Below are 23,511 nucleotides of genomic sequence, written 5' to 3'. Positions count from 1 at the left end.
GATCAGCGATGACCGTTCTCCACGACTCGCAAGTGCTACGAAGCGACCGCACCACACATCACGCCCGCAGCGTCGGCGATGGCGGATGGGTGATCAGCTACCTGCCGGCGCGGACGATTACCGAGGACCAGGCAGTTGCAGCCCTGCTTGCCGCCGAGGAACTGTCGGCGATTCAGCAGTGCGCCCAACTACTGGGTCTGACCGCGCTCAAGATTGCCGGCATGGCCACGACCGAGTGCACATGGCGGCAACCCGAGAACAGACAGTCAGGCGGACTGCATACCGGTTTCTGGCATGGAGGTTCCCGGTGATACATAGGCGAGCGCTGCAGCGTGCGTCGGGAATCGTGTCGTTCAGCGCTGGTGCCACGTGGGGTCGTCGGGTAGCGGCGGAGGCGCGGCAAAGGTCGCGATCCCACCTTTCGGTGGTGCCACAGCTTGGTGGGCGTCATCGGAAGGGGCGGTAATGTTCCAGAGCTGTCACAGCGCCCATGAGGTAGCCCACGTGTATCGCGGGTTGGGGTTCTCGGTGTCGTGTTCATTCGAGCGTGTGTCGTTGATCGCGACTCCAGCTTTGGGGGCGGTGGCGATGCCCGCGGGGCTGGGCAAGCACGTGCGCGAGGTGCTTCTCGAGGAGACCCGCTGCGTGTCGATGCCGATCATCAGTTACTCACGACCAAATCGCGACTGGGTCTTCCTCGTCGGTCCGGCGTGGGGCGCCAGGCTCGGCGTGCACACCTTGGCCCAATTAGAGGAACGCGGCGTGCGGATCCTCGCGTCCGGCGAACGAGTCTGGCTTCCGATGACCGATCATCCGACCGGATGGTTCTGGGTGTCGCAGCCCGCCACTGCACATTCGCTGCCGTCACGTACCAGCGTGGTCTCCGCTGCTCGTCGGCTCCTCGGCCCGGTTCGGTCTTCTGCGGTGTGGCGGTGAGCGATGCACACCATTCCAGATCCGGCTGGGAGCGAAACGGTCTCGGGCAGTTGCGAACCCGGCGCGGTAGCCCTGTTTCCCTCGGGTGAGGCGCTGTTGTCGGCGATCCGGGGGCATCACGTAGGAATCCATCCACTGGCGAAGCTGGCGCACGACTTCGGGGTCATGTACCACCGGCACTTGGCGATGATCGGCGGTGAATGTCATTGCCGTCGAGATGAACTCGTGCTCGCGGTGGATGTGTGGGTTACCGATCACCTGCCGATCCCGCACCCCGGGGCGACCATGCACACCGAGACATTGGGAGCGGTGATAGCCCGGTTGGCTGAAGCCCAGGTACACGCCTACCGCCTGCTGATGACCATCGATCCTGCCGACCCCGCCGTGCATGCGGCCTGGTACCGGCTGGCTGAACTTGTCGATGGCTACACCGATCTGACCACCGACATCGCGCGGCGAGCGCGGCGACTTCCAACCCTGGGGGATCACTGGTGACCTTCGCCGGACTCCCCGACAAACACGCCGTGCTCGCCGCATGCCGGGGGCTCCCCACCATGACCGACCATCCGATGCTGGACGCGGCCGGGGAACTCGCGATACTGCATCAGACCCGCGAACACACGCCGCTGTCCGCACTCGAGCACATCGACCGGCAACGCACCCACGTGATCTCGGCAATCGATCAATGGGTAGCGGCGGCCACCCCGATCCCGTTCCCCGCCGCGCGCTTATCCACCCACACCATGGGCCAAGTCATCGACCAACTCGCGCAGCTGACCGTGCACACCCATATCGCGCTCGCCACCGCACCGGACGGACTGTTCTACGACGCCTCACTGCAACTCGCCGAGGCCGCCGACGCGTATCAGGACCTCGCCAACGAACTCTCCTGCGGCATCCGCCGACTACGACAACACACCACACCGCAATGAATAGCAATGTCCCCCAACGTATTCGGGACACAATCGATGATCGTCCCGTGAAAGGGAGTGCACTGCCCCATGTTCCATGACCGGTACTGCAACAAGACGCGCCCGCACAGCTTTCATACCAGCCCTGTATCGGCGCGGTTCACGCTTCGCCTGAACTGGCGACGCTGGATCCAGTCACATCCACCACAAACTCCCAGTACCTCGGGCCGCACACACCCTCGCTATCACGAGCCCACACCGACCTATGGCGCAACGGGCTGTGGCCATGTTCGGCTGTACGCCGACTGCGGGCGCGCACAATTCGACAGCGACAACCGATTAGTCAGCGTGACGTGCCCCGCCGTGCTCTGCGGCTCAGTCCGAGTGTCCGGCAACCGGATCGGCGAACACCGCACATGGGACGCCCACCGATGCCAGTGGGTCGGAGCGCGCATCATCGACGACACCGACCCCGCGGCACGAGCGGTCTCATGAACACACCAACAGCCGTCGATCCTGACGACGATGCCTACCTTCACGATTGCCTCACAGACCCCGGTGCGCTCACCGACAACGACGCGATACGCGCCATGAGCATCCACCACCGCTGCCCGCCCCAATGCCTAGTTCTCGGGCGGGCGCTGGACACCCTCAGTACGGCATATACCTCGACCACCACCCCACGTGCCCAGTCCAACGTCGCCGACCCGACGCAACTATCCGCAACCACTCCCCTGCAATCGGCGCGATCCAACGAGCTGGATCACCACCTCGCCTGCCAAATCCGGAAGCTCCAAGCACACATCGAAGAGACGAGATGATCACCGCGACAACAATCTTCGCGCGCCCACGAATCCAAGACCGGCGCTGGCTGATTCTGAATACTGCCTGCACCCATGCAACCGCGATTCGGCAGGACCGCCGCCAAGGACAGCGACCAGAGCATTCGGTGACCGCAGAGTCCGGACTGCTGGCCCGCCCGGTGAGGCAGGCATGAGGACGCCGCTGCCGTCCAAAGACATGATCTTGCAAGCCTGCGCTGGAACAGTGGCCATCCAACATCCGGTCCTGCAAGGCGCCTACGAACTGGCCAGCTTGCACGAGGCCCGTCTCGACGACAACGCCGATATCGGCATGATCGACCGCGAGCGCGATCGACTGGTGTCCCGCATCGACAGCTGGGTGGCCGCCGATCAACCGCCAGCCTCAGATGCCGCGTACCACCACACCGAGACGGTCGGCATGGTGATCGACCGGCTCGCTCAGTTCGCGGTCGATGCTCGCGTCGGCGCCGCGCAGGGCACGTCGACACTGGTCCGAGCATCGCCTCACCGAGCTCGCCGTGGGCTACAGCGATCTGTGCTTCGAGATCGCGGCCGGAACGCGTCGACTGCCGGACTTCTCATTCCCTGTGCCAGAACGAGATTCGGCCGAGCCGGATCGCGGGCGCGGGCCATAGTGGCAAGCCACTCCTACCCGCACAACAGGTACGCCGTCGAAAGTTGGTGGACGAATCCAATGCCGCCTTCTGTACTCTTCCACGGAAATCAGCAGGTTGGGGTGGCCTGTCCCCAGTGAATGAGACCGCTCGGTATTAGAGTCCTGTTTGCCCTGATCAGGGGCTGGAAGGGACGATAGGGATCATGGCTGGACGCAAGCGGCATTCCGCGGAGGAGATCGTGCGGAAGCTGCGCCGTGCCGACGAGTTGGCGGCGGCGGGTAAGTCCGGGGAGGAGATCGCCGCGGAGCTGGGGATCTCGGCGGCGACGATGTACAACTGGCGGCGTCAATACGGCGGTGTGGACACCGACGCGGCCAAGGAGCTCAAGGAGCTGCGCGAGCAGAACGCCCGGTTGAAGCGGTTGCTGGCCGATGCCGAGTTGGAGAAGGACGCGCTGCGGGAGATCGCTCGGGGAAAATTCTGAGCCCAGCGGCCAAGCGCCGCGCTGTGGACATGCTCAAACAGGTCAAGAGCATGTCGGAACGGTTGGCGTGCAAGGTTGTTGGGCTTCACCGTTCGACCTATCGGCGGCTGCCGGCCGCGGCGACCCCGGCCGATCCGGATGCCGGTGTGCGGGCCTGGCTGCGTTCCTATGCCACGAAACATCAGGGTCACGGGTTCCGTCGTGCCTGGGCGGCGCTGCGGTTCGACGAGGGCAGCGCGGTGAACCTGAAGAAGGTGCACCGGCTCTGGCGTGAGGAGGGATTGCAGGTGCGCGAGCATTCGCCGCGCAAGCGGGCCGGGTGCTCGTCGGTGCCGCCGGTGGACGCGGATGCACCGAAGGTGGTGTGGGCGTTGGACTTTCAGTTCGACTCCACCGTCGATGGCAAAGCGGTGAAGATCGCGTCGATGATCGACGAGCACACCCGGGAGTCGCTGCTGCATCTGGTGGAGCGGTCGATCACCGCTGAGAAACTTGTCGCCGAACTCGAGCGGGTGTTCCTCGCGCGGGGCGGTCCACCGCGAGTGCTGCGTATGGACAACGGTCCGGAGATGATTTCCCATGCGTTGCAACAGTTTTGCGCCAACAGGGTCGGGATCGTCTACATCCCGCCGGGCACGCCGTGGAACAACGGGTTCATCGAATCGTTCAACCGGCGGCTCCGGGCCGAGTGCCTCAACCGCAACCACTGGACTTCCCTGCTCGAGGCCCGGGTGGTGATCGGCGATTTCAAGGACGAACACAATCGGCGGCACCGACATTCGGCGCTGGGCTATCTGACCCCGGCCGAGTACGCTGCCCGCTGCGGCCACACCCACCATCCGGTGGCCTGCAGCATCAACTGAAACTGGATGAAAACAACCCGGACTCAAAGACCGGGTTGATCCGTTATCGGGGACCCCGGTCACGGCTTCTGGGCGGTTCCCGAGCGCCTTCAAGCGGGAGCGCATGACCTGGATCAAGCCATCATTTCTGTGGATGATGTACCGATCCGGCTGGGCTAGTAAACCTGGGCAGGAGCATGTGCTGGCCGTCCGGATCTCGCGTTCGGGTTTCGAATGGGCACTTCGTCATTCGGCGTTCGCGCATTTCGACAGCGCTGTGCATCAGGACCATGCGCAGTGGAAGGCCAGTTTGGCCGCGCCGGTTCGGATTCAGTGGGATCCCGAGCGTGACACCGCATTTCGTCCCTTACCATTCCGATCACTGCAGGTGGGGCTGTCCGGTGAAGCGGTGAATCGCTACTGCGACGAGTGGATCGTCGGGATCGAAGACGTCACTGGACTCGCCCATAAGATCGGACGTGAGGTAGCCGCCGGGAGGCACGTTCCCGATCGCCTGCCCGCGGAAAAGCCGTACCCGACCCCACCCGATCTGCGCGGGCAACTAGGAATGGGCACCGGACTAGTCGCCCACTGATCAGCGGCCGAGAGTTCTAGTCCCCTTTTGGCGATGACGGTTTGTAACCATTCGCGACATGCGGCTCACCACGTTGGACGACGGACATGCGAACCCCTTCCCTACGTTGCCGTATGAGATTTTTGCCTGCGTTCGAGCTGCGCTTCGGCTCGCTTCCGCACAATCTCGCTATCCGAATCACGCAGGCGAACTAAAGCGGCTTCGGCTTCCGGCCCAGGTGTGTCGCCAAGCGCCCAAATCGCTTTTCTAGCGAGAGCCCTGTTGTCGTCGTAATCGAGATAATCTGGAATCCAGACCGCAGTTCGATACAACGCGTCGACGGCAGCCTTTGTCCGAAGCTGCCCCAGGCTTGACGCCACAGCTTCGTGCATGAAATGCCAATCTGCTGAACTCAACTTCAACAGCGTGTCGAGATAATCCATTGTGAGCCCGAACTCTGAGCTTACAATTAGAGCGAGCTCGACACCGTCAGCATCGTGATCTTCAGTCGCCTGTTTCAGTAAATTCAATCCGAGTTCGCGACCATCACTTACCCTGAAGTGCTGCAGTACTTCTTCGGCCGAACCGACCCGAGTCGGATTTACCGGGCTGTACACCAACCCTAGTATTACTTTCTCATCCTCTGGAGTCATCGTAATATTTTCCCGCACTTGACTATCGCGTCGTTGAGTATACCCAGTACTGAATTATGCGCTCTGCCGGACTTCGCGCCTCAAGGATTTTCATTTCGCCATTATCACTCACTATAGTATGGCAAGGCGAGGCCAGCCTCCCGCATCATGGATTCATAGAGATCAACCCATTCGACCACGGTTTCATGGGCAAACGATCCGGGGCAATCCTCTTCAACGGCCTCCAGCAAGGATTTCAGCGTGTCGCCCTGCACCAGCAACCCCGGAAACTTTCGGGTCGAATCACGAACCAAGCGAATGTTTCCACGATTCGCGATCTCTTGCAACTCTACATCCATCTACGCCTACCTTGGATTGAAGGTTATGTACGGTCTGCTCGTATCTACCGGACCCCTGAGGATGTCGAATCTACGGCCATATCCCAACTCGGCTGGTCCGATCGGTAGGGAATTATAGATCTTCTTTCTGATCTGGTTGTTGAAATCTTCTACGATGTAATCCCAGTCAGAAAATGCATGCGCGGTACCTTCTGCTCTACTGCCGACGAGCGTAATCGGGTGCCCGATCTTGTCTGCTGCGTTTTGGATACGCTGGGCCTCACCGGGACTTATGTTGTCCAGTGATGCCCCGCCACCGACCTCTGCATTGCATCGTTCCGGGATAAGGCCAAGTGGGTCGATCCAGGTTGTGGGGTTATGAGGGTAAATGCCCGGATTCGATGCTGGCGCCAACCCCAGAGGGTCCTGCGTCAAATAGCGACCGGTACCAGGGTCATAGAAGCGGTTCAGATTATAGTGCAGCCCAGTTTCAGAATCGTATTGCTGCCCCGGGAATCGGAGAAGCGTGGCGGCTTCACCATTCCAGGTGAAATTACCCCAAAGGCCTACAACAGCGATGCCCGCGGTGGTTGCCGTTGCCGGAGTGACGACCTCGACGGGAGTGCCTGCCAGGTCGGTGATGATCGCGTAGAACTCGCGGTCCATGCTTGTCTGGTCCGTGTGCTGAGTGATCGGGGTGTAGGAGTCCGGTCGGTACTGCCACCTCGTCACCGAGTCGGTGGCGTGCTGTTCGACCAGGTGAGTGCCGTCCCAGGTGTAGTCGATGCGTTCGAGCACGCCGCCGTCGTTGGTGAGGTGTTGTTTGGTGGTGCGGCGGCCGAGTGCGTCGTAGGTGTAGCGCCACCATTGGCGGTCGGGAGTCCAGACGTCGGTGAGTTGGTCGAAGCTGTTGTAGCGGTAGTGCCAGATATCGGGTTTGCGGGACAGCCGGGTGGTGGTTTTGCGGATGAGGCGCCCGACCTCGTCGTAGTGGTAGCGGGTTCGGCCGTCATGGATGAGCAGGTTGTTGCGGTATTCGCGGCGTCCGTCGGCATCAAACTGGGGCGCGTCGTGCGACGCACGCATTTCTGTCGCCTTGGCGGTCGTCGTGCCGGTGTCCTTGGGCGATCGTGGCAGCAATGTGCTGGTGATGTTGCCGAGTGGGTCGTAGGTGTACTGCTCGGCGAGGGCGCTGTCGCGGGTGATCGCTGTAACCCGCCCAGCAGGGTCGAGGGTGTAGTCGCTCAGCACAGGGGTGGTGCCGGCGCGGGTGAGGGCGTGGTTGAGGAGGTATCCGTCGGGGCGGTAGGCATACTCGTCGTGGCGCAGCGTCCGGGCGTCTGGCCGTGGTCCGGTGTCGAGGTTCAGCGAGGTGGCGGGATGGGCGATCACCTCTTGACCGATGACGCGGCCGATATCGGAAAGCGTTCGGGTGATGGCGATTTCACCGACGCGCCAACCGTCGATGCGCCCGACCGGATCATAGTGAAAGGCGAGGTGATGCCCGTCGGCGGATAGGCTTCGGACTTTGCCGGTGTGGTCGTAGTCCCAGCCGGTCGTTGCGCCTGTGGGAGTGGTGCGGCGGATGCGGCGACTGTGTCGGTCATGTTCGTGGCGCATCGCGGGTTGGTCGTCGAGTTGTTGTGAGGCGAGTTGGCCGGTAGGGGTGTAGGTGAATTCGAGGGAGTGGGTGGGATCGTCGTTTACTCCGGAGACCGCGGTCAGGACTCGGCCAGCAGGGTCATGGGTGTATCGGATCCAGTCCCCGCTGTCGGTGCTGACCGCGGTGAGGCGACCGAGGAGGTCATAGGTGTGGTGACGGGTATCGCCGGTGGCCGGGATGATCGCAGTCACTCGCCCGGCGGTGTCGTAGGCGTATCGGGTGGTGGCGCCGGTGTAGTCGGTTTGGGCGGTCAAGTGCCCGGCCGAGTCGTAGCTGTATGTCCAGGTTTGGCCGAGCGGGTTGGTCACGGTGGTGAGACGACGTTGGCTGTCCCAGGTGTAGTGAGTTGTCGAGCCGTCGGGATCTGTACGCGAGCGCAACAGATCGAAGGCACCGTAGGTGAAGCGGGTGGTGTTGCCTGCACGGTCGGTCTGCGTAAGCAGGTTGCCTTCGCCGTCGTAGGTCCACGACTCGGCGTACCCGTCCGGGTCGAGGCGTCGCAGCAGTTTTCCATCCGGCCCCCACTGATAGTGAGTCTGTGCGTCCAGCGGATCGATGACACTTATCGGGCGGCCACAGCAGTCACGCTCGATGCGCGTGATCGCCCCGGATGGATCGGTAACCTGAACGGCCAGACCAGCGGCATCAACTTCGATCCGGGTCCGGGTGTCGCCTGCATTGGTGATCGCCGCGATCGCACCATTGGGGTGATATGCGTACTCGGTTCGAGCGCCCGCCGCGTCGACAACGGCGGCAAGGTTACCGTTGGTGTCCCACTCCTGTTGCCGCACAGTGCCATCCGCGTCGGTGACTCGGATGGGACGGTTACGCCACATGTAGTCGATCTGGACGGTGCGACCGTCGGGGCGAGTGACTTCAGCGACGTCACCCTCGCCGGTATATCGGTACCGGGTCACCGTCCCGTCCGGGGCGGTGACCGCCAGTGGTTTGCGGTCGGCGTTGTAGTCGGTGTGGAGGCGGCCGCCGGAGGGATCGACGAGGTCACGCAGACGCAGATCTCGATCGAAGCCATGCGTGGTGACACCACCGAGAGAATCGGTGACAGCGGTGAGACGGCCAGTGCCATCAGGGAATTCGAAGTAGTCGAAATCGGTATCCAGCATCCCGGCGGTGCCGCGTTGGAAGACGACGCGGCCGGATTCGTCGTAGGTGTTGACCATCTGGTTGCCGTTGGAATCGGTCCAAGACGTCAGCCGATGTTCGTCATCGTAGGTGTAGCTCGTGGTAGCGCCGACAGCGTTCACGACCGCCGACAGCTCGCCCGCTTCGTACCCGAATTCCCTTAATCGGGTTCGCGTTTCGGCGCCATCAGGGTCGGCGTCGAGTACGGATAGCCCGGTGACGCGTCCCGCGGCGGTGTCGATGCGTACTCGGTAGCCGCCCGAATGTGACACCTCGATCGGTGCGCCGTCGGTGCCGTAGTGGAAGCGGACCCGGTTGCGGTGGCGGTCGGTGATCGCGGAGATGGCGTAGTTGCCCAGGCGGGACTCGATGCCATCGAGGGTCGGTTCGGGCGCGAAATGCCACAGTATTTCCCGCTGCTGGTCCCAGATGCGGTAACCGCCGACCTCGGTGCGGGTCAGCGTCCACCCCTGTCCACCGGTCACCGGTTCGGTGGCGGCACCGACCTCGGCGTGCGGGTAGGCCAGCATGATGCCGTCCTCGCCGAGGAAGGTGACGCCTTCGTGCTCGACGACCAGACGCATATCCAGGGTGGTCGACCACGATGGGCCGAACCAGCGGCCGTACCGGTAGTTCGAGCGGTGCGTGCGCCGCAGAGTCAGTGCGAGGACACCGGGGAGGTCGACATCGGTTTCGGGGAGCAGGAATTCGCCGGTCGCGATATCGACGGGATCCTCGGAACACGTTTTGTCGCCCTCAACGCGGTCGTGGTCGGCACCGTTCTCCCGCGCGGTATCGCCAGCACCTTGATCGGCCTCGGCTCGCTCCTGCGGTGTCGGGTGCTCCTGTGGCGAATCATGATGGGACGGTTGGTTTTCCGGGGACGCATTGTCGTGGCCATTGGGGTTCGTGCCATCCCCGTCCGGGTGGTTGGGTTCTGTCCCGTCGTGGGTTTGACGCGGACTGCCGTCACCGTGATCGGTCGGGGTGTCGGGCGAATCGGTGTGAGTAGGCGGGCTCGAGTCGGGATCAGGGTGTTGGACGGGTGTCTCGTGGCTCGGGTTCGGTCCTGAGGACACCTCCGCATCCGGTCGAACCGCTGGAGTGTCGGAGGGCTGTTGGTGGGGAGTTTGGGGCGCGTCGCCGGGATGCTCACCGCTGGGGCGGGAGTCAGGTGCCGAAGGTTCGGGGTGCGCCTGCTGCGGCGCATCCGGCTGAGTGTGCCCCGGTGTGGTGTTGTCGGGCCCTGGTGTGCCGGAGTCCGGTGTGTGCGTGGGTGTTTCAGGTTGCGGGTTGGTCGTTCCCGGTTGTGTCGGAGATTCAGTTGTCGCGTTCGGGTGTGTGCCGGACTCTGTGGCGCTCGGCTGGGTTCCGGACGGTGTGCCCGGCTCGTGCCCAGTCGGGCTGCTCGACGGTGTCTCTGCTGACGGATGAGTGCCGGTCGGTGTACCGGTTTCATGCGGGGTCGATGATGGCGTACGCGCCCCGGATGCGGCGCTGCCGGGGGCGTGTGGGGTGGTGTGCGGGGCGTGTTCTGCCGCGCTGGCCACCGTATGGGTCGCTTTGCTGACCTTCGAGACGTCACCGATCTTGTCCAACGCGGACAGGGCAGGTTTGGCCGCGCCCGCACCACCGGTGCCCACGGTGGTGATCAGATCCCCGGTCAAAGAACCGATGAACTCCGACGGATTCTTGCGCGCACCGGACAGAATCGAAGACACCGTCGCCCCGGGATCGGCCGCCGCGACCACCAGCCCGGTGCCCAGATCCGACATGCCCGAGAAGTATTCGGCCGGATGGGTCAGGTTGTAGGGGTCCATCGGGCTGACCTGACGTACGAACTGCACGATCCCGGTGAAACTGGTCAGCAACCCGGAGGTGAAGTTCAGCTTCGCCTGATCCAACGCCCCCGACAGATCCGAGACATTGTCGGTCCAGCGTTCGGTGAACGGCGGTTCGGTCGGGGCAGCCTCGGTCGCCGCCGCCAACGCCGACGCGGCCGAGGCTGCCGCGTTGTCACGCTGGGTGCGTGCGCCACGCAGGATCTCGCGGGCCTCGTTGCGGATCGAGGTCCACGTGTCAGTCAGAGGAGTCTTGCGTTTCTGCTCATCCGACAGGGCGTTCCACTGGTTCTTCTTGCTGGTTTCCTCGGTATCGGCCGCTTCCCATTTCGCGATCGCATCAGCGGCTTTGGTTTGTGCCGCGGTGACCTCGTGGTACCAGCCATCCAGCACACTCGATGCTTTATGCATCGCATCGGCGCCCTCCCACCACAGCTTCGGCTGTTTGGCGAACTCGGTGTGGAACTCCTCAGCCGCCGAGCCGGTCCAGTCCGCGGTGTTGACCGTGCGCAGCGCGTCACCGGTCTTGCCGATCGAATCGCCCATCTTCTGCAGCGCCTCGACCGCGTCGTGGATCGCAGAGGGCTCACCCCGGATCAGCTCTTTCGGGTCAGTGGTCTGTCCGAGTTCGCGTTCCTTGATTTCACCGCCGGCCAGATCGGCAATCTTGTCGCCGAGATCGTCGAGGTCCTCCGCGACCCCGTCGGCACCGACCTTGCGCGCCAGCCCCGCCGCCGCATCCAGACCAGCATCGGCGAGCTCACCCGCCTTCTGCGTGGCCGATTCGACGCCGTGCTCGACCGCGTCACCGACCTTGTTGACGAAATCACCGAGACCACTCACCTATTCGCCCCCACCTTGGCCATTCATGATCTCCGCCGCCCGCTCGGCGGCACCGGTATTCCAATGCCTTGGGATCCCTGGTATCGGACCGTTGTTGCCCAACGCGTCCGGGCCCACCGCCTCGATCACCTTGACGTTCGTGCCGATATGGGTGAACGCGTTCTGGAACGACTCGGCGCTGTAGTCGGTGTGGCGGATCTGGTTGAACTGGTTGTCGGCCAGCGTTTCTCCCCACGACCGCGCATCGATCTCTTCCTTCGACAGATGCGGGTTGCCGGTCAGCTGCGTGAACATCTCCTTGAACGTGTCGGAGAACTTTTCATCCATGATGTGATAGCGCCCCGCCGCCAACCCCAACGTCTTCGCGATCTCGTTGCCCGCCTGCACCAACGACCGCACCCCCCACGACCAACGCTCGGTGAAGGTCTCGAATGCGCTCTGTACCGACGCCTTACCCGCCTCCATCGGCGACAGGGTCAACAACGAGAACCCGCGCCCCATCGCCCCGGTCTCCCCGACACCCAGATCCGACAGCTCACTGATCACCCCGGTGATCCCGTCCGCAGCCTGCTGCAGCACCGCGGGGTCAACGTTCAGCTGATCCCCCACCGCTACCTCCCCTGCCCGGCCGAATCGTCCGACACCTGCGGCGGAAACGCTATTGGCGCCGAACCGGTGATATCGACAGCCACACCGGTGGGCTCCGACCGCCCCGCCGCGTACTCGACCAGCCGCGACCCCAACAGCGACTGATACCGATACTCCTGATCACCAGCGACACCCCGCGCAGCCATATAGCGGGCGTACTCCTCGACACTGGTGAACGCACAAATCCAATCGACACCCCTGAGCCGGGACGTGCACAGGCGATCATCATCGACCAACGGCACCAACAAACCAGCCTGCCGGAACGCCGCCGCCAGCACCTCCGGCTGCCCGAAACCGGCATAGAAAGCCGCGATCTCCGCCCGCAACGCGGCACCACTGTCGAATTCAGCCAATCGCCTAGCCACCCCGCTCACGATCTATCGGCCACCCACCAAACCAAGGCCCTCGCAGCATACCTACGGCTCGCCGGCCACCGCCCGATCCAGGAATGCTCGCCAATTCCCTTGGGATACAAAACCAACCGACAGCACCCACATCCGCAGGGAATACGCGCTCAGTTCAGCGGATGCCATGCTGTCCATCACACCGTCGGCCGGGCCTGGGGTAAACCATCGCACTGCCCAGTCGGTGGAGAAGCCCGGCATTCAGCTCGATGATCAGCGTCAAGGGGTTCAGGGCTTCTCCTGCTAGTCCGCGGCCAGCATTCGCTCGAGTTCATCCCATCCTTCGGCGCTGGACCGATGACTGGCCTGCATCGCGCGCGCGTTCTCGACAGCCAGGCAACCGATCCGCAGTGCCAGTGGAATATTCATGTGGCGCAACGCTGTCCAACGTTGTTTGTCATCCAGCATGACGAACCGGGACAGCGTCTTGCCCGCCGCAGCCGCACCCGCCAAGGCGTGCGCCGCGAGGAGAAGCTCACCACGCAGCCTTTGGCGCCGCTCATCGAGATCAGCACTGCCAGTAACGACGTACGCCTTCGCATGGACGTGGGTTCGCAGAACGACCTCGGTGGCCAGAACACTCAGCGACGGCGTAAGAATCCCCGATCGCACATTCAGCCCATTTCCCGCGGAGGGGCCGAGGTAGACAGCATGCGCGAACTTGCGGAGATCTCGATTGTCGAGCTCATACAACAACGATGACCCGGGCAGCGGCAGACTCATCGGTGTAACCAGATCCGCGGCGAGGTGCTTGACCCATAGCACGAACGCCTCCGGGGTGGATTCGACCGCACGGAACCGACCCGATACCGAGATCGTTTCTTTCTCTCCGTGATCCCAACGCACCCCACGAAATTCGCCAGTACGGATCTGCCGCAGCGCCTCCAACGGTCGGGCGAGATCGTGTCCGGCAGAGCGGACACGATGGGCTCGCCCGCCGAATCCCGGCCCGGTGTAGTCGATCGGGAGCCGCTTCCCGGCACGCTCCCAAGCCCGCATCCGCTTGGTGCGTCGAATCGGCCCCATCGATTTCACGACCACGCGGTCCAGCGTCGAATCGAACCACGCCGCAAGCGCTCCGATGACGCCGGTGACACCAACCGCCAGCAGGTCGTCGTGATCCCAGGCGATGCGCTGGCGCGCCCGCCAACTCTCCAACTGTGCACGCTGCACGGGTGTCAGAGCGGCGTCGAAATCTATGTCGAACCAACCGGACTCGGCGCGCACCCGATCGTTGATCGCCGTCATCTCGGTGTAGGACACAGGTATCGGCTCGCCGCGAACAACCACCGCATCGCCGTCGGAGAGCGCCGATTCCGTGGCCGCCTCTAGCTCGGCCATTCGTCGACTAATGGTGTCGAGATTCCGATCGATGGACTCGTCCATCTCAGCTCACAGCCGACTCGGGAATACGGCTGAGCACGACTTCGATTGCGCTCTCCGCCATTTCGACCTGATCACGCTCTAGCCGCAGCTCCTCGCGCAGCCGCCGGTTCTCCGCCGTGAGTCGCTTGTTATCGGCGCTGAGCCGCCCGATCCGCCCGATCAGCAACTCACGGTCCGCGACAAGGCTTTCCAAACGTTGATGCAGTGCCAGCACCACCCGTCGACGCTGTTCGTCCCGATCGGTCTGCTCCGCGAGCACAACCCGATTGATCAGATCCAAACGCATCGCCCCGACCACGACCTGTCCGGCGGCCAACGGAGTCCAGCGCGCACCGCTCGCGGCTGCACCCGCGACCACGACACCACCGACACCGGTGACCAGCGCCGTACCACCGGCAACACCGAAGCCGCCCGCCGCGATCGCTCCGCCACCGAGGGTGGCCAGCCCAGCCGAGGTGGCCGCCGCGCCGGAAAGTCCTGCCGCCGTGCCGATCGCGGTGCCGATCAATGGCGCGGCCCAGCCAGCGGTCGCGACTCCGACACCAAGGCCGAGCACACCGGCCACCGCTACTCTCCCCCAACGGACGTTCTTGCGGCGGAGCCGACGGATGAGTGCCTTTTGCTCGGTGAACATCGCATCGAGGTCTGACTCCCTCGCATCAGGAAACCCCGCGGTCAATACCCGCAGTATTTCCTGACGGGCCGATGCATTCCACCTGCGCTTGGCGGGCCAGGGATCGAAGAGCACGAGATCGACCAGCACCAGCAGAGACCGGGAGCGGGAACCGATACTCCGCGGTGCCCGCCGACCGAAATCGGCTACCCGCTGCGCAACGGGAGCGATGCCATCCGACTCGATCTCGGTGACAAGTTCCGACACGAATTGTGTGTCGAAGGTGGGACTTTCAGCAGACGCCAACCCCGTACACAACCGTGCTACCGCCTCGTCACGAACCACCCGCTTCGCCGCGATCTCGTCCTCGTCCCGGGTTGCCGCCAGATCCGCCTGCATCATCGCGATCTGCATCGTCGCCAGCGCAACAGATTCCGCCCACCCCAATATGAACTGGCCGTTATCGGGCTCGTCGTCCGTCTTCAACACCCCCCCAAGCATTTTCGGTCTGGCCAGTATCACAGAAACCACCGAGGACTCCTGGCGATCGGGCGGTTTCGACCGAACGGACCGTCGCGGCTGCGCTACCTGCCCACGTGGTGCCCTACGCACTCATTGAGTTGTACTGGAACCGCTGGGCGGCCACGTGGAACGGTCCCCGCCCATGCAGCCGGATTCCGGCGCAACCTCCGACGTCACCATTAGGGATGCGGGAAACCCGATCCACGAACACGAGTGCCTGGCTCGGCGAGATCGAAGGATCAATCCGACGTTGCGCTTCTTACGGCAAAGGCGCTCGGAGACAGAGCGATTGGCCCGGCCAGCCGTCATGGTCACCCTGGCGCCACCGTCCAGCAGGGGCTAGGAGAACAAACCCAACGCCCTTGTGGGACAGCCCGGATGGGTTGTCCCGCAAGGGCAGCGCCTCACCCCAGCGGGGCCATCCACGGGACTGCGTTGTGAGCAAAGCTCTGCTTGACCGGCACCAGGTCGGCATGATCATCCAACGCCGTGATCGTGACCCCCACCAAGCCAGCTTCATCACCCTTGGACGCGACCGAGGAACCGCACTTCGGACAGAACCCGCGGCAGACCTGTGGGAAGGTCTCGAACCAGGTCGGTTCCCCGCCCGGACCCGTCCACTCGAATCCTTCCTCCGGGAAGGACACCCACGACATCACCGGGGCGCCCGAAAGCCTCTGGCAGTGCTCGCACGAGCACAGGTGGGGGAAGTCCTGGTCACCGGTCGCGGAGAACCGGATATTGCCGCAGAGACAGCCGCCGTTCACATCGCTCCTTCTTGCTGCACACCACGCAGTTTGAATCGCCCCGGCGAGTCCGGAGACTTATTGGTGTGACAGCTCAGCGATCTGCTGGGCTGGTTGTTGACTGTAGTAGGCGGTCTCCATCTCGGCCGGGGGCATGTCCCCGCAGTACTGGTAGAGGCGCCGGTGATTGAACCAGTCCACCCACTCGGCGGTGGCCAGCTCAACGTGGTCGATGGTGCGCCACGGGGCCCGCGGCTTGATCAGTTCGGTCTTGAAAAGCCCGTTGATCGTTTCGGCGAGGGCGTTGTCGAAGCTCGATCCCACAGCTCCGACCGAGGGCTGGATCCCGTGCTCGGCGAGACGTTCGGTGAACGCAATCGACGTGTACTGCGATCCTCGATCATTGTGGTGCACAACATCTTTCACGTCCCAACCCTCGCGTTCCCGTGTCCAGACGGCATGCTCGATCGCATCCAGCACCAGCGAGGTGGTCATCGACGTCGAGGTGCGCCAGCCCAGGATGCGGCGGGCGTAGGCGTCGATGACGAACGCGACATACACCCACCCCGACCACGTCGAGACATAGGTGATGTCGGCTACCCACAGGCGGTTCGGTGCCGCCGGCGCGAACCGCCGTTGCACCAGATCCGCCGGTCGCGCCGCGGCCGGATCGGCGATCGTGGTGCGTTTGACCTTGCCGCGCACCGCACCCCGCAGTCCCAGCCGACGCATGAGCCGTTCCACAGTGCATCGAGCCACGCGGATTCCTTCCCGATTCAGTTGCAGCCATACTTTTCTCGCGCCGTAGACGCCGAAATTCTCGGCATGAACACGCTGGATCTGCGGGATCAGGTCCGCGTCACGCCGCTGCTGGGTGGTGGCGATCTTGCCGCGGTGGGCGTAGTAGGTTGACGGGGCAGCTTTCACACCGAGCTCGGTGAGCGCGGCGCAGATCGACTCGACACCCCATCGCAGACCGCCGTGCTCGCGGCGGCCTTGGTGTTCGGTGATGAACCGAACGATCAGCGACTGGGCCGGTCGATCTCGGCGGCGAAGAAAGCCGACGCCGCCTTCAGAATTGCGTTGGCACGCTTGAGTTCTGCGTTCTCCCGCCGCAGCCGCTTCAGCTCGTCGGACTCCTCAGTCGTCACCCCCGGGCGGGTTCCGGTGTCGATCTGGCCTTGCCGTACCCATTTCCGGACCGTTTCGGGGGTGCCGACCCCGAGCAGATCAGCGATCACCTTCATCGCGGCCCATTCCGACTCGTGCTGATCACGGATCTCGGCGAACATCCGCACGGCCCGCTCACGCAGCTCCTGCGGGTACTTCTTCGAACTCGACACGACTCCATCCTTCACAGAGGTTGAAGTCTCCCGACACTCCGGGGCGATTCAGTTTCATCCAATGCCGCGCGTCGTTGACCAACGACAACCGACGCACGGCAAGGCCTCCGTCGGCGCGGCACCGAGCAGACATGGTCACTCTTCGCATCATCGAAACCGGTGGTCACCGGCGCAGCCACTTTAGACTGGCGACGTGTTTCGGCTGATCTTGTTGGTGCCGTTGGCCTGCTGGCTGCTCGCGGCGCGAGCGCCCCGCACCCGGTGGCGCGTGGGTGCGGTGTTGGCGGTGCTGACCGCAGCCGAGCTGGGTGTGGCGTTCGGGGGCTGGCGAGTGCGCCACTATCAGCACAGTCTCGAGGTGCTGATGATCGCCGCCGGTGTCGTGGTGCTGCTGGCGGGACTGATCTGGGACTGGGCCGATACCGACGGTGGCGGGGTACGGCAGTGGATCGCCCGGGTGCTCGGCGGGCTGTACGGCGTACTGGCCCTGTTCGTGCTGCTGTTCTTCGTGCTGGGCGACCTCGGCGTCTTCGCGAGCGCCCCAGCCTACGGAGGCAAGGCCGTCGCGACCCCCGACGCCGAACTGCTGCTACCCCTGCCCGCCGGCCTGACGGTCGTCGACAACACGACCAACTGCGAGGACTCCGACGCGGGCCCCTCCTGCGATCGCACCTTCGCCATCGCCGCCACCGACGACACGCCCGACGATCAGGTGGCCAGCCGCTTGCTCGCTCATCTGGGTGATTCCGGCGGCTGGACATTCGGTTCCGCGGGCGCGGAACGGCTCGCCGACCTGAGCGGCACCCGCTGGCGCGCCTGCCGCACCGCGGGCTGGTGGCTGGATCGCCAGAACGAGCACGTCTCGGTCTTCGCCTTCACCCCCGGCATACCGCACAACCGATTCGCCCCGACACAGGCGGCCGTCACCGTTGAATTCGGGTTCTCCCACCAGGTCTGCGAATAGCGCGAGCGGACCAGCCCGGCCGGCGGCGATCGGACGGATCCGCGCGGCAGCCGATGCCTTTGGGAGCAAACTCCGGTTCATCTCCGCAGCCCGTCGCGCTCACAGCGGCGGGCCACCCAAATCTGTCGGCGGTGTGACAGCAACCGGAACTACGATCCATCATCTGATCAATTGCAGGGCAGAAGAATACGAGATCACCATCGACCCGGACCGTCTCGACGTCGACCTGGTGCACCGCCGGCTTTCGACCGACGCCTTTTGGGCCATTGGCCGCAGCCGCGAAACGGTCGAGCAGTCCATGCGCGCATCGCTCAACTTCGGCCTCTACGACAGGTCTCGCGAGTCCTTGCTCATCTTGTTGAGCCGACGGCTACAACTGGGACGGTGACAAGAGCACCGACATCGCCGGTATCACAGTCTCGGACAAGCGCATGGGAGCGCTACACACAGCGGGCTTGGCGCGGGAGTACGACATCGCAGGATCCAGCGAGGTCCGGCGATTCGAGGGGGCAGTACCGTCGAACGGACCGGTGAACCTGCCAGGGGCGCCCGGCGGCCGCGACGGCGATAGGAGTGATCCCACGCGATGAGGTACCCAATGCCTGGAATCCGGCAGATGAAGCTGGCCTGTGTCGTCGGACTCATGGCCGTGACGGTCGGTGTGACCGGTTGCGGCAGCGAAACACATGACGGTGACCACCGGTCGGACCCGCCCCAGGCCGCGAAGGACACCGACATCACCAGGGAGGCTTCCGAATTCGGCGGGATCGTCATTCCCGACAATGCCTCCGTGCTCGGCGCCCGATCGGAGCGCGGCCGCGACACGCTCTACCGGCTAGCCATATCCACCGATTCGCAGGGCCTCACCCTGCTGCTGGCCACATCGAAATTCTCCGCGCCACTGACCAAAGTCTTCCGCGTGGCCGAAACCACCATTGCGGGTCCGCCTCTGGAGACTTCGCCGTCGATCATGCAGGCCGAGGACGTCTACCATCGCCCCGACGGAAAGTCAGTCAACCGGATCGTCATCGTGGACGAGCGTGACCCGTCCACACGCTTCGTCCACATCCAGCTGTTCGACACATGATCCGCGTCCTCAGCCAGGGCGAGGATCAGTAACCCACCAGCGCGGCAAGCAGCAAGAGCACGGTCGCAGTGCGTCTCTGCCAGCGCTCAGCGAGGGCCGCTGTGCCACAGCGGGTCTGGAATTTCGACCACGCGACGGCGACCGTTTTGTCAGCCTCGAACTGGGTGTTGCCCCATCGCTGGTCATCGTCGCTACGGTTTCCCGTCGGCCACGAGCCTGTGCGCCACATGCCGTCCGACACCGTTGCAACCCTCGATCGCCCACACCCGTTGCGGGAATCATTGTGCAGCGGTGAGCGTTTCACCATATCCGGCGGTGTCGGTGCCGTAACGCCCGGTCGCGAGGATCTTCGCGTCAGGGTCGATGATTTCGATGGTGGCCGAGCGTTTGTGCGGGTCCATGCCGATGATGACCCACATCGGTATCCTTCCAGATCGACGGATCGGTATCCGTGCAGGAAGGCACCGCTACTTCGAGCCAGGGCAGACCCCTTTCCAGCCACGCCCGCACGGTAACCAGTGGGACGCAAGCCATTAGCGAGCCACACCAATGACACTGATGTGTAGCCGATAGGGGGCCTCCCAGCGGGTACCTGAGACTGATCCTGGCCGGGATCAAGCCCTACCACCAGCCTCGAGTAGCCGAATACCGGATATGTAGTCGGCGGTGTCGTGGTCTTGGGGTGGCAGACAACCGTGCTGACGGGAATCAGCCCCCGCGGTCGGGCAGTCCCCTGAAAGCGCGCCGCACTGTGTGGCGCCGGCTAGGGCCTCAGCACGATTTTGCCGTGGGTGTGTCGGCGTTCGAGTTCGGTGTAGGCCTGACGAACCTGCGTCAACGGGTAGACGTTCGCGATCGGGACTTCGAGGTGTCCTTCGGCGATCAGGGCGGCCAGTTCGGCGAGGACCTCGGCGCCCGGCCTGGGCTTGGTCCCGGGTTCGGTTTTGACCCCATACTTTGCGGCTGCTGCGAAATCGGCGATGGTGTCGATCCGCTCGATTGCGACGCCGAGAGCGAGGGCCAGTTCGACGTACCCGTCGCCGTAGGTGTCGATGAAGGCATGGATGCCGCCCCGTGCGGCGGCCTTGATCCGGTCCGTGACGCCGGCACCGTATGCGACGGGGATCACGCCGTGGCTTCGCAGCCACTCGTGGTTGCCCTCGCTCGCCAGACCGATGACCGTGGCTCCAGCACGGCGCGCAAGCTGAACGGCGAGCGAGCCGACTCCTCCGGCGGCTCCGGAGATGACGACGCTCTCGCCCTGCTCGAGCTGTACGGAATGCACTGCCCCCCATGCGGTTACGCCGGCGACGTACAGGCCACCGGCCACCTCCCATGAGACGTTTTCCGGTTTGGGAGTGAGGTTGTCGACGTCGACTAGGACCAGCTCGGCCTGGGCGGCCCGCAGCTCGGAGAATCCGATCACCTCGTCGCCGGCCGAGAATCGGTCGACTCCGAAGCCGACCTCGGCGACGACTCCGGCGAGATCGCTGCCCTGCCCGGACGGAAAGGTCGAGGGAAAGATGTCCGTTATTGTGCCGGTGCGTATGGCCGCCTCACCGGGGTTGATGCCTGCCGCTTTCACGTGCACGAGGACCTGCCTGTCCGCGGGCACGGGGCGCTCGACCTCCTCGATCCGCAGGACGTCGATTCCGCCGAACTCGTCGTACCTGACTGCCAATGTCATTGTCTTGCGTCTCCTGCGGTGCTCGGCTGACTTCGGGAACGGTTCGCACCGGTGTGCCCGTCACCAGGACACTGTTCCGGCGTCGTCGAAGAATCCGCCGGTCGGTCCGTCGTCGGGCAGGGTCGCGAGGTGAATCGCGATCGCCGCGCCCTGTGGTGGTGTGCGGACGCCTTGGAAGCCGTTGAGGTCGGTGGCGGTGAAACCGGGGCAGCCGGAGTTGATCAGGATGTTGGTATCGCTCAGTTCCTTGGCGTATTGGATGGTGACGGCGTTGAGGAAGGTCTTCGACGCCAAGTACGCAGTGGGAACCGGGCCCATGTCGATGCCGGGCGTGGTCTGCAGGGCGAGCGAGCCCACGCTGCTGGACATGTTCACGATCCGCGGTGAGGCCGAGGCGCGCAGCATGGGCAGCATCGCGTTGGTGACCCGGATGACGCCGATCACGTTGGTTTCCACGACAGCTCGCACGGTCGCGGGATCGACCGTGGTGGGTGTCTGCGGCATACCGCCGGTGATCGCGGCATTGTTGACCAGGACGTCGAGCCCTCCGGCGTGGTCGGCGATCAGCTCGGCCGCCGCGGCCACACTCGCGTCGTCGGTCACGTCGAGCGGCACGCCGAACGCATCGGTTCCGGCCGCGCGCAACTTCTCCACCGCGGTCTCGCGGCGCTGTCGATCCCTCGCGCCCACACCGATCCGCCAGCCGAGGGCGCCCAGGCCCGCCGCGATCTCGTATCCGATTCCTTTGTTCGCGCCGGTTACCAGCGCGATCGTCGGTTCACTCATGCCGTCGATCATGTTGCGGACACGGGCGGGGCGTCCAAGACCGGTCGGGTGGGCGACGATACCGCACGGGTATTGGTCGAGGTGAGCGCCGGATACGATGACCTGGTGGAGACCCGGGAGTTGCGATACTTCGTCGCCGTCGCCGAGGAGTTGCACTTCGGGCGGGCGGCACAACGGCTCTCGATGGCGCAACCACCGCTGTCGCGGGCGATCCAGCAGCTGGAACGGCGGCTCGGAGTCGTTCTGCTGCACCGCAGTTCGCGCGCGATCACTTTGACCCAGGCCGGGGCGGTGCTGCTGCGGGAGGCCCGCCTCGCCCTCGAAGCGGTCGAAGCCGCCGAGCGCCGCACCCGCCGCGCCGCACCCGACCGGCCCGGCGTGGTGCTGGCCGCCAAGGCAGGAGCGTCGAGCGAACTGTTGTCGAAGCTGCTGGACGCCTACGCCGCCGAACCCGGCGCGGTCGCAGTCGAGGTGATGCTGTGCGGGCCGGGCCAGCCGGAAAACCTGCTACGCAACGGGAGTGCCGACGTCGCTCTGCTGCACCGGCCCTACGACACGACCGCCGGATTCGACACCGAGGACCTGCACACCGAACAGCAGGTCGTGGTCCTGCCTGCCGGACACCCCCTCGCCAACCGACCCCACATGTCGATGGCCGAGGTCCACGCCCTGACCGACCTGCCCCTGCCGCGCTGGCCCCGACCGGACGGAAGCTATCCCGACGGCCCCGGCCCACAGGTTCGCGACCACACCCAGTTGACCCAGCTGATCACGCTCGGACGGGCCTGCGCGGTCATGCCCGAGTCGCTGCGAGCCCAACTACGCGACGATCACGCCATCGTGCCGGTGCCGGACGCACCCCCCGTCACGACCGTCATCGCCTGGCCACCACACAGCAGATCCAAAGCCATCGCCGACCTCGTCCGCACGGCGATCCGCCTCTAACCGACAACATCCGCACATGCCGTGCACCGCGCTGACCGAACCCGACTAAAAGCTCGGTTCGAACCGTATCGAACGCACGATAATGCCGCTGGATCCGCGAGCGTCCGGATCTGCCGCGTAGCGCGCATTCGCTGGCGATGCACGCTCATGCCCACGACGCTGTGTGGATTCGCGATGCCGCGTTGCCGGACTCGACATCGAGCCGCCGACCGAGCACCACCGCCGAGCTGAAGGAACTGTTCGGCGGCGATATCCCCGCCACCATTAAGGTGCCCGAAAGCATCTACGCACTATACGAACTCGTCGACAAGCAGACCTGGGCCAACGAGATAGACCAGAGCACATTCACCCGAAAGGTCTGCAACGGCCACTGGTGCGCCGGTTCCCCGAGAACCTGGCCGGTCAGGAAGTCCCCTGTCCGCCATCTACAACGTGCCCGAGGAACCCGAATAGGTCTAGCGCTGACTTTGTGCGCGACTCGCAGGTGGGGTCGGCGACGGGAACAATCGCGTCTCCGCTGGTCACCACCAGCGCACCCGCAATCCATGCCCGAACACCGAAAACTACATCCGCACAGGACAAATGTCCGCTCCGGTCGAACTTTGCGGACGTCGAGTTGCTGACCTGCGGCCCGAGAAGTTGCGCGGACGGTTCAGGCCGCCGAAGTGTCCGACCTACTGTGCGGATTTGAGCGGACTTCAGTGCCGGGCCCCGCAGACGAACCACGACACG

At 64.3% G+C, this 23,511-nt stretch carries 23 protein-coding genes and 1 pseudogene; 12 read left to right on the top strand and 12 right to left on the bottom strand.

The window, feature by feature from the left end:
- The first annotated feature begins 8 nt into the window (after nucleotides 1–8).
- The 8 genes and pseudogenes from ACQPYR_RS00945 to ACQPYR_RS00910 form a co-directional block, all read left to right on the top strand.
- Entirely contained in the window at nucleotides 9–311 is a 303-nt protein-coding gene (locus ACQPYR_RS00945; protein WP_433626456.1) for a hypothetical protein, read from the top strand.
- A 244-nt stretch (nucleotides 312–555) separates the two neighbouring features.
- Nucleotides 556–936, top strand: a complete 381-nt coding sequence (locus tag ACQPYR_RS00940) for a hypothetical protein (protein ID WP_433626454.1) — start codon at nucleotides 556–558, stop codon at nucleotides 934–936.
- Nucleotides 937–939: 3 nt separating this feature from the next.
- The gene (locus tag ACQPYR_RS00935; protein WP_433626452.1) at nucleotides 940–1,431 is read left to right on the top strand and encodes a DUF4254 domain-containing protein; all 492 of its coding nucleotides are present in this window, start codon (nucleotides 940–942) and stop codon (nucleotides 1,429–1,431) included.
- Nucleotides 1,428–1,868, top strand: a complete 441-nt coding sequence (locus ACQPYR_RS00930; protein WP_433626449.1) for a DUF4254 domain-containing protein — start codon at nucleotides 1,428–1,430, stop codon at nucleotides 1,866–1,868. The genes ACQPYR_RS00935 and ACQPYR_RS00930 overlap by 4 nt, the downstream gene beginning before the upstream one ends.
- Nucleotides 1,869–2,338: 470 nt before the next feature.
- Nucleotides 2,339–2,668 (top strand): hypothetical protein, encoded by a 330-nt coding sequence (locus tag ACQPYR_RS00925; protein WP_433626447.1) that lies wholly within the window; start codon nucleotides 2,339–2,341, stop codon nucleotides 2,666–2,668.
- Between the two features lie 172 nt (nucleotides 2,669–2,840).
- Nucleotides 2,841–3,425, top strand: coding sequence for a DUF4254 domain-containing protein (locus ACQPYR_RS00920; RefSeq protein ID WP_433626445.1), 585 nt, complete (start codon nucleotides 2,841–2,843; stop codon nucleotides 3,423–3,425).
- Nucleotides 3,426–3,490: 65 nt separating this feature from the next.
- A protein-coding gene (locus ACQPYR_RS00915) for an IS3 family transposase (protein WP_433626442.1) occupies nucleotides 3,491–4,635 on the top strand; the annotation gives its coding sequence in 2 pieces (ribosomal slippage) (nucleotides 3,491–3,767 and nucleotides 3,767–4,635; 1,146 coding nt in all).
- A 70-nt stretch (nucleotides 4,636–4,705) separates the two neighbouring features.
- Nucleotides 4,706–5,209 (top strand): annotated as a pseudogene (locus ACQPYR_RS00910) (DUF4291 domain-containing protein); the annotation flags it as partial.
- A gap of 101 nt (nucleotides 5,210–5,310) precedes the next feature.
- On the opposite strand, the gene ACQPYR_RS00905 reads toward ACQPYR_RS00910, so the two are convergent.
- The 9 genes from ACQPYR_RS00905 to ACQPYR_RS00865 form a co-directional block, all read right to left on the bottom strand.
- Entirely contained in the window at nucleotides 5,311–5,841 is a 531-nt protein-coding gene (locus tag ACQPYR_RS00905; protein WP_433626439.1) for a HEAT repeat domain-containing protein, read from the bottom strand.
- A gap of 104 nt (nucleotides 5,842–5,945) precedes the next feature.
- On the bottom strand, nucleotides 5,946–6,179 hold the full coding sequence (locus tag ACQPYR_RS00900; protein WP_433626437.1) for a DUF6959 family protein: 234 nt from the start codon (nucleotides 6,177–6,179) through the stop codon (nucleotides 5,946–5,948).
- Nucleotides 6,180–6,185: 6 nt separating this feature from the next.
- Complete coding sequence (locus tag ACQPYR_RS00895) at nucleotides 6,186–11,648, bottom strand: putative T7SS-secreted protein (protein WP_433626434.1); 5,463 nt, start codon at nucleotides 11,646–11,648, stop codon at nucleotides 6,186–6,188.
- Entirely contained in the window at nucleotides 11,649–12,257 is a 609-nt protein-coding gene (locus ACQPYR_RS00890) for a type VII secretion target (protein ID WP_433626432.1), read from the bottom strand.
- A gap of 2 nt (nucleotides 12,258–12,259) precedes the next feature.
- Nucleotides 12,260–12,661 (bottom strand): hypothetical protein, encoded by a 402-nt coding sequence (locus tag ACQPYR_RS00885; RefSeq protein WP_433626429.1) that lies wholly within the window; start codon nucleotides 12,659–12,661, stop codon nucleotides 12,260–12,262.
- Between the two features lie 282 nt (nucleotides 12,662–12,943).
- Nucleotides 12,944–14,041, bottom strand: coding sequence for a hypothetical protein (locus tag ACQPYR_RS00880; RefSeq protein ID WP_433626426.1), 1,098 nt, complete (start codon nucleotides 14,039–14,041; stop codon nucleotides 12,944–12,946).
- 46 nt (nucleotides 14,042–14,087) lie between these two features.
- Nucleotides 14,088–15,188 carry a hypothetical protein gene (locus ACQPYR_RS00875; protein WP_433626423.1) on the bottom strand — a complete coding sequence of 367 codons (1,101 nt, stop codon included), beginning with the start codon at nucleotides 15,186–15,188 and terminating at the stop codon, nucleotides 14,088–14,090.
- A gap of 437 nt (nucleotides 15,189–15,625) precedes the next feature.
- Nucleotides 15,626–15,988 carry a GFA family protein gene (locus ACQPYR_RS00870; RefSeq protein WP_433626420.1) on the bottom strand — a complete coding sequence of 121 codons (363 nt, stop codon included), beginning with the start codon at nucleotides 15,986–15,988 and terminating at the stop codon, nucleotides 15,626–15,628.
- A 57-nt stretch (nucleotides 15,989–16,045) separates the two neighbouring features.
- Nucleotides 16,046–17,310 (bottom strand): IS3 family transposase gene (locus ACQPYR_RS00865; protein WP_433626418.1). Its coding sequence is split into 2 segments (ribosomal slippage): nucleotides 16,046–16,998 and nucleotides 16,998–17,310, totalling 1,266 coding nucleotides; the frame shifts between segments, so codons are not numbered across the junction.
- Nucleotides 17,311–17,503: 193 nt separating this feature from the next.
- Between ACQPYR_RS00865 and ACQPYR_RS00860 the strand changes: the two genes are divergently transcribed.
- The 3 genes from ACQPYR_RS00860 (at nucleotide 17,504) to ACQPYR_RS00850 (ending at nucleotide 19,361) form a co-directional block, all read left to right on the top strand.
- Complete coding sequence (locus ACQPYR_RS00860; RefSeq protein ID WP_433626415.1) at nucleotides 17,504–18,274, top strand: hypothetical protein; 771 nt, start codon at nucleotides 17,504–17,506, stop codon at nucleotides 18,272–18,274.
- A 133-nt stretch (nucleotides 18,275–18,407) separates the two neighbouring features.
- Nucleotides 18,408–18,662: a hypothetical protein gene (locus ACQPYR_RS00855; RefSeq protein ID WP_433626412.1), complete on the top strand. Its 255-nt coding sequence runs from the start codon at nucleotides 18,408–18,410 to the stop codon at nucleotides 18,660–18,662.
- A 210-nt stretch (nucleotides 18,663–18,872) separates the two neighbouring features.
- Nucleotides 18,873–19,361, top strand: coding sequence for a hypothetical protein (locus tag ACQPYR_RS00850; protein ID WP_433626410.1), 489 nt, complete (start codon nucleotides 18,873–18,875; stop codon nucleotides 19,359–19,361).
- A 278-nt stretch (nucleotides 19,362–19,639) separates the two neighbouring features.
- Here ACQPYR_RS00850 and ACQPYR_RS00845 read toward each other — a convergent pair whose 3' ends face one another.
- The 3 genes from ACQPYR_RS00845 to ACQPYR_RS00835 all read right to left on the bottom strand — a co-directional run bounded on the left by ACQPYR_RS00845 (nucleotide 19,640) and on the right by ACQPYR_RS00835 (nucleotide 21,834).
- The gene (locus ACQPYR_RS00845) at nucleotides 19,640–19,780 is read right to left on the bottom strand and encodes a hypothetical protein (RefSeq protein WP_433626407.1); all 141 of its coding nucleotides are present in this window, start codon (nucleotides 19,778–19,780) and stop codon (nucleotides 19,640–19,642) included.
- A gap of 344 nt (nucleotides 19,781–20,124) precedes the next feature.
- Nucleotides 20,125–21,048, bottom strand: a complete 924-nt coding sequence (locus ACQPYR_RS00840) for an NADP-dependent oxidoreductase (RefSeq protein ID WP_433626404.1) — start codon at nucleotides 21,046–21,048, stop codon at nucleotides 20,125–20,127.
- Between the two features lie 60 nt (nucleotides 21,049–21,108).
- Nucleotides 21,109–21,834 carry an SDR family oxidoreductase gene (locus ACQPYR_RS00835; protein ID WP_433626401.1) on the bottom strand — a complete coding sequence of 242 codons (726 nt, stop codon included), beginning with the start codon at nucleotides 21,832–21,834 and terminating at the stop codon, nucleotides 21,109–21,111.
- 48 nt (nucleotides 21,835–21,882) lie between these two features.
- Here ACQPYR_RS00835 and ACQPYR_RS00830 point away from each other — a divergent pair, with 48 nt between their 5' ends.
- Nucleotides 21,883–22,779, top strand: a complete 897-nt coding sequence (locus tag ACQPYR_RS00830; protein WP_433626399.1) for a LysR family transcriptional regulator — start codon at nucleotides 21,883–21,885, stop codon at nucleotides 22,777–22,779.
- The last annotated feature ends 732 nt before the right edge of the window (nucleotides 22,780–23,511 follow it).

The organism is Nocardia sp. CA-120079, from assembly GCF_050955745.1.
Classification (GTDB): Bacteria; Actinomycetota; Actinomycetes; order Mycobacteriales; family Mycobacteriaceae; genus Nocardia.
Note: the sequence above shows the minus strand (reverse complement) of the source record. Positions and strands in the feature narration are given on the sequence as shown.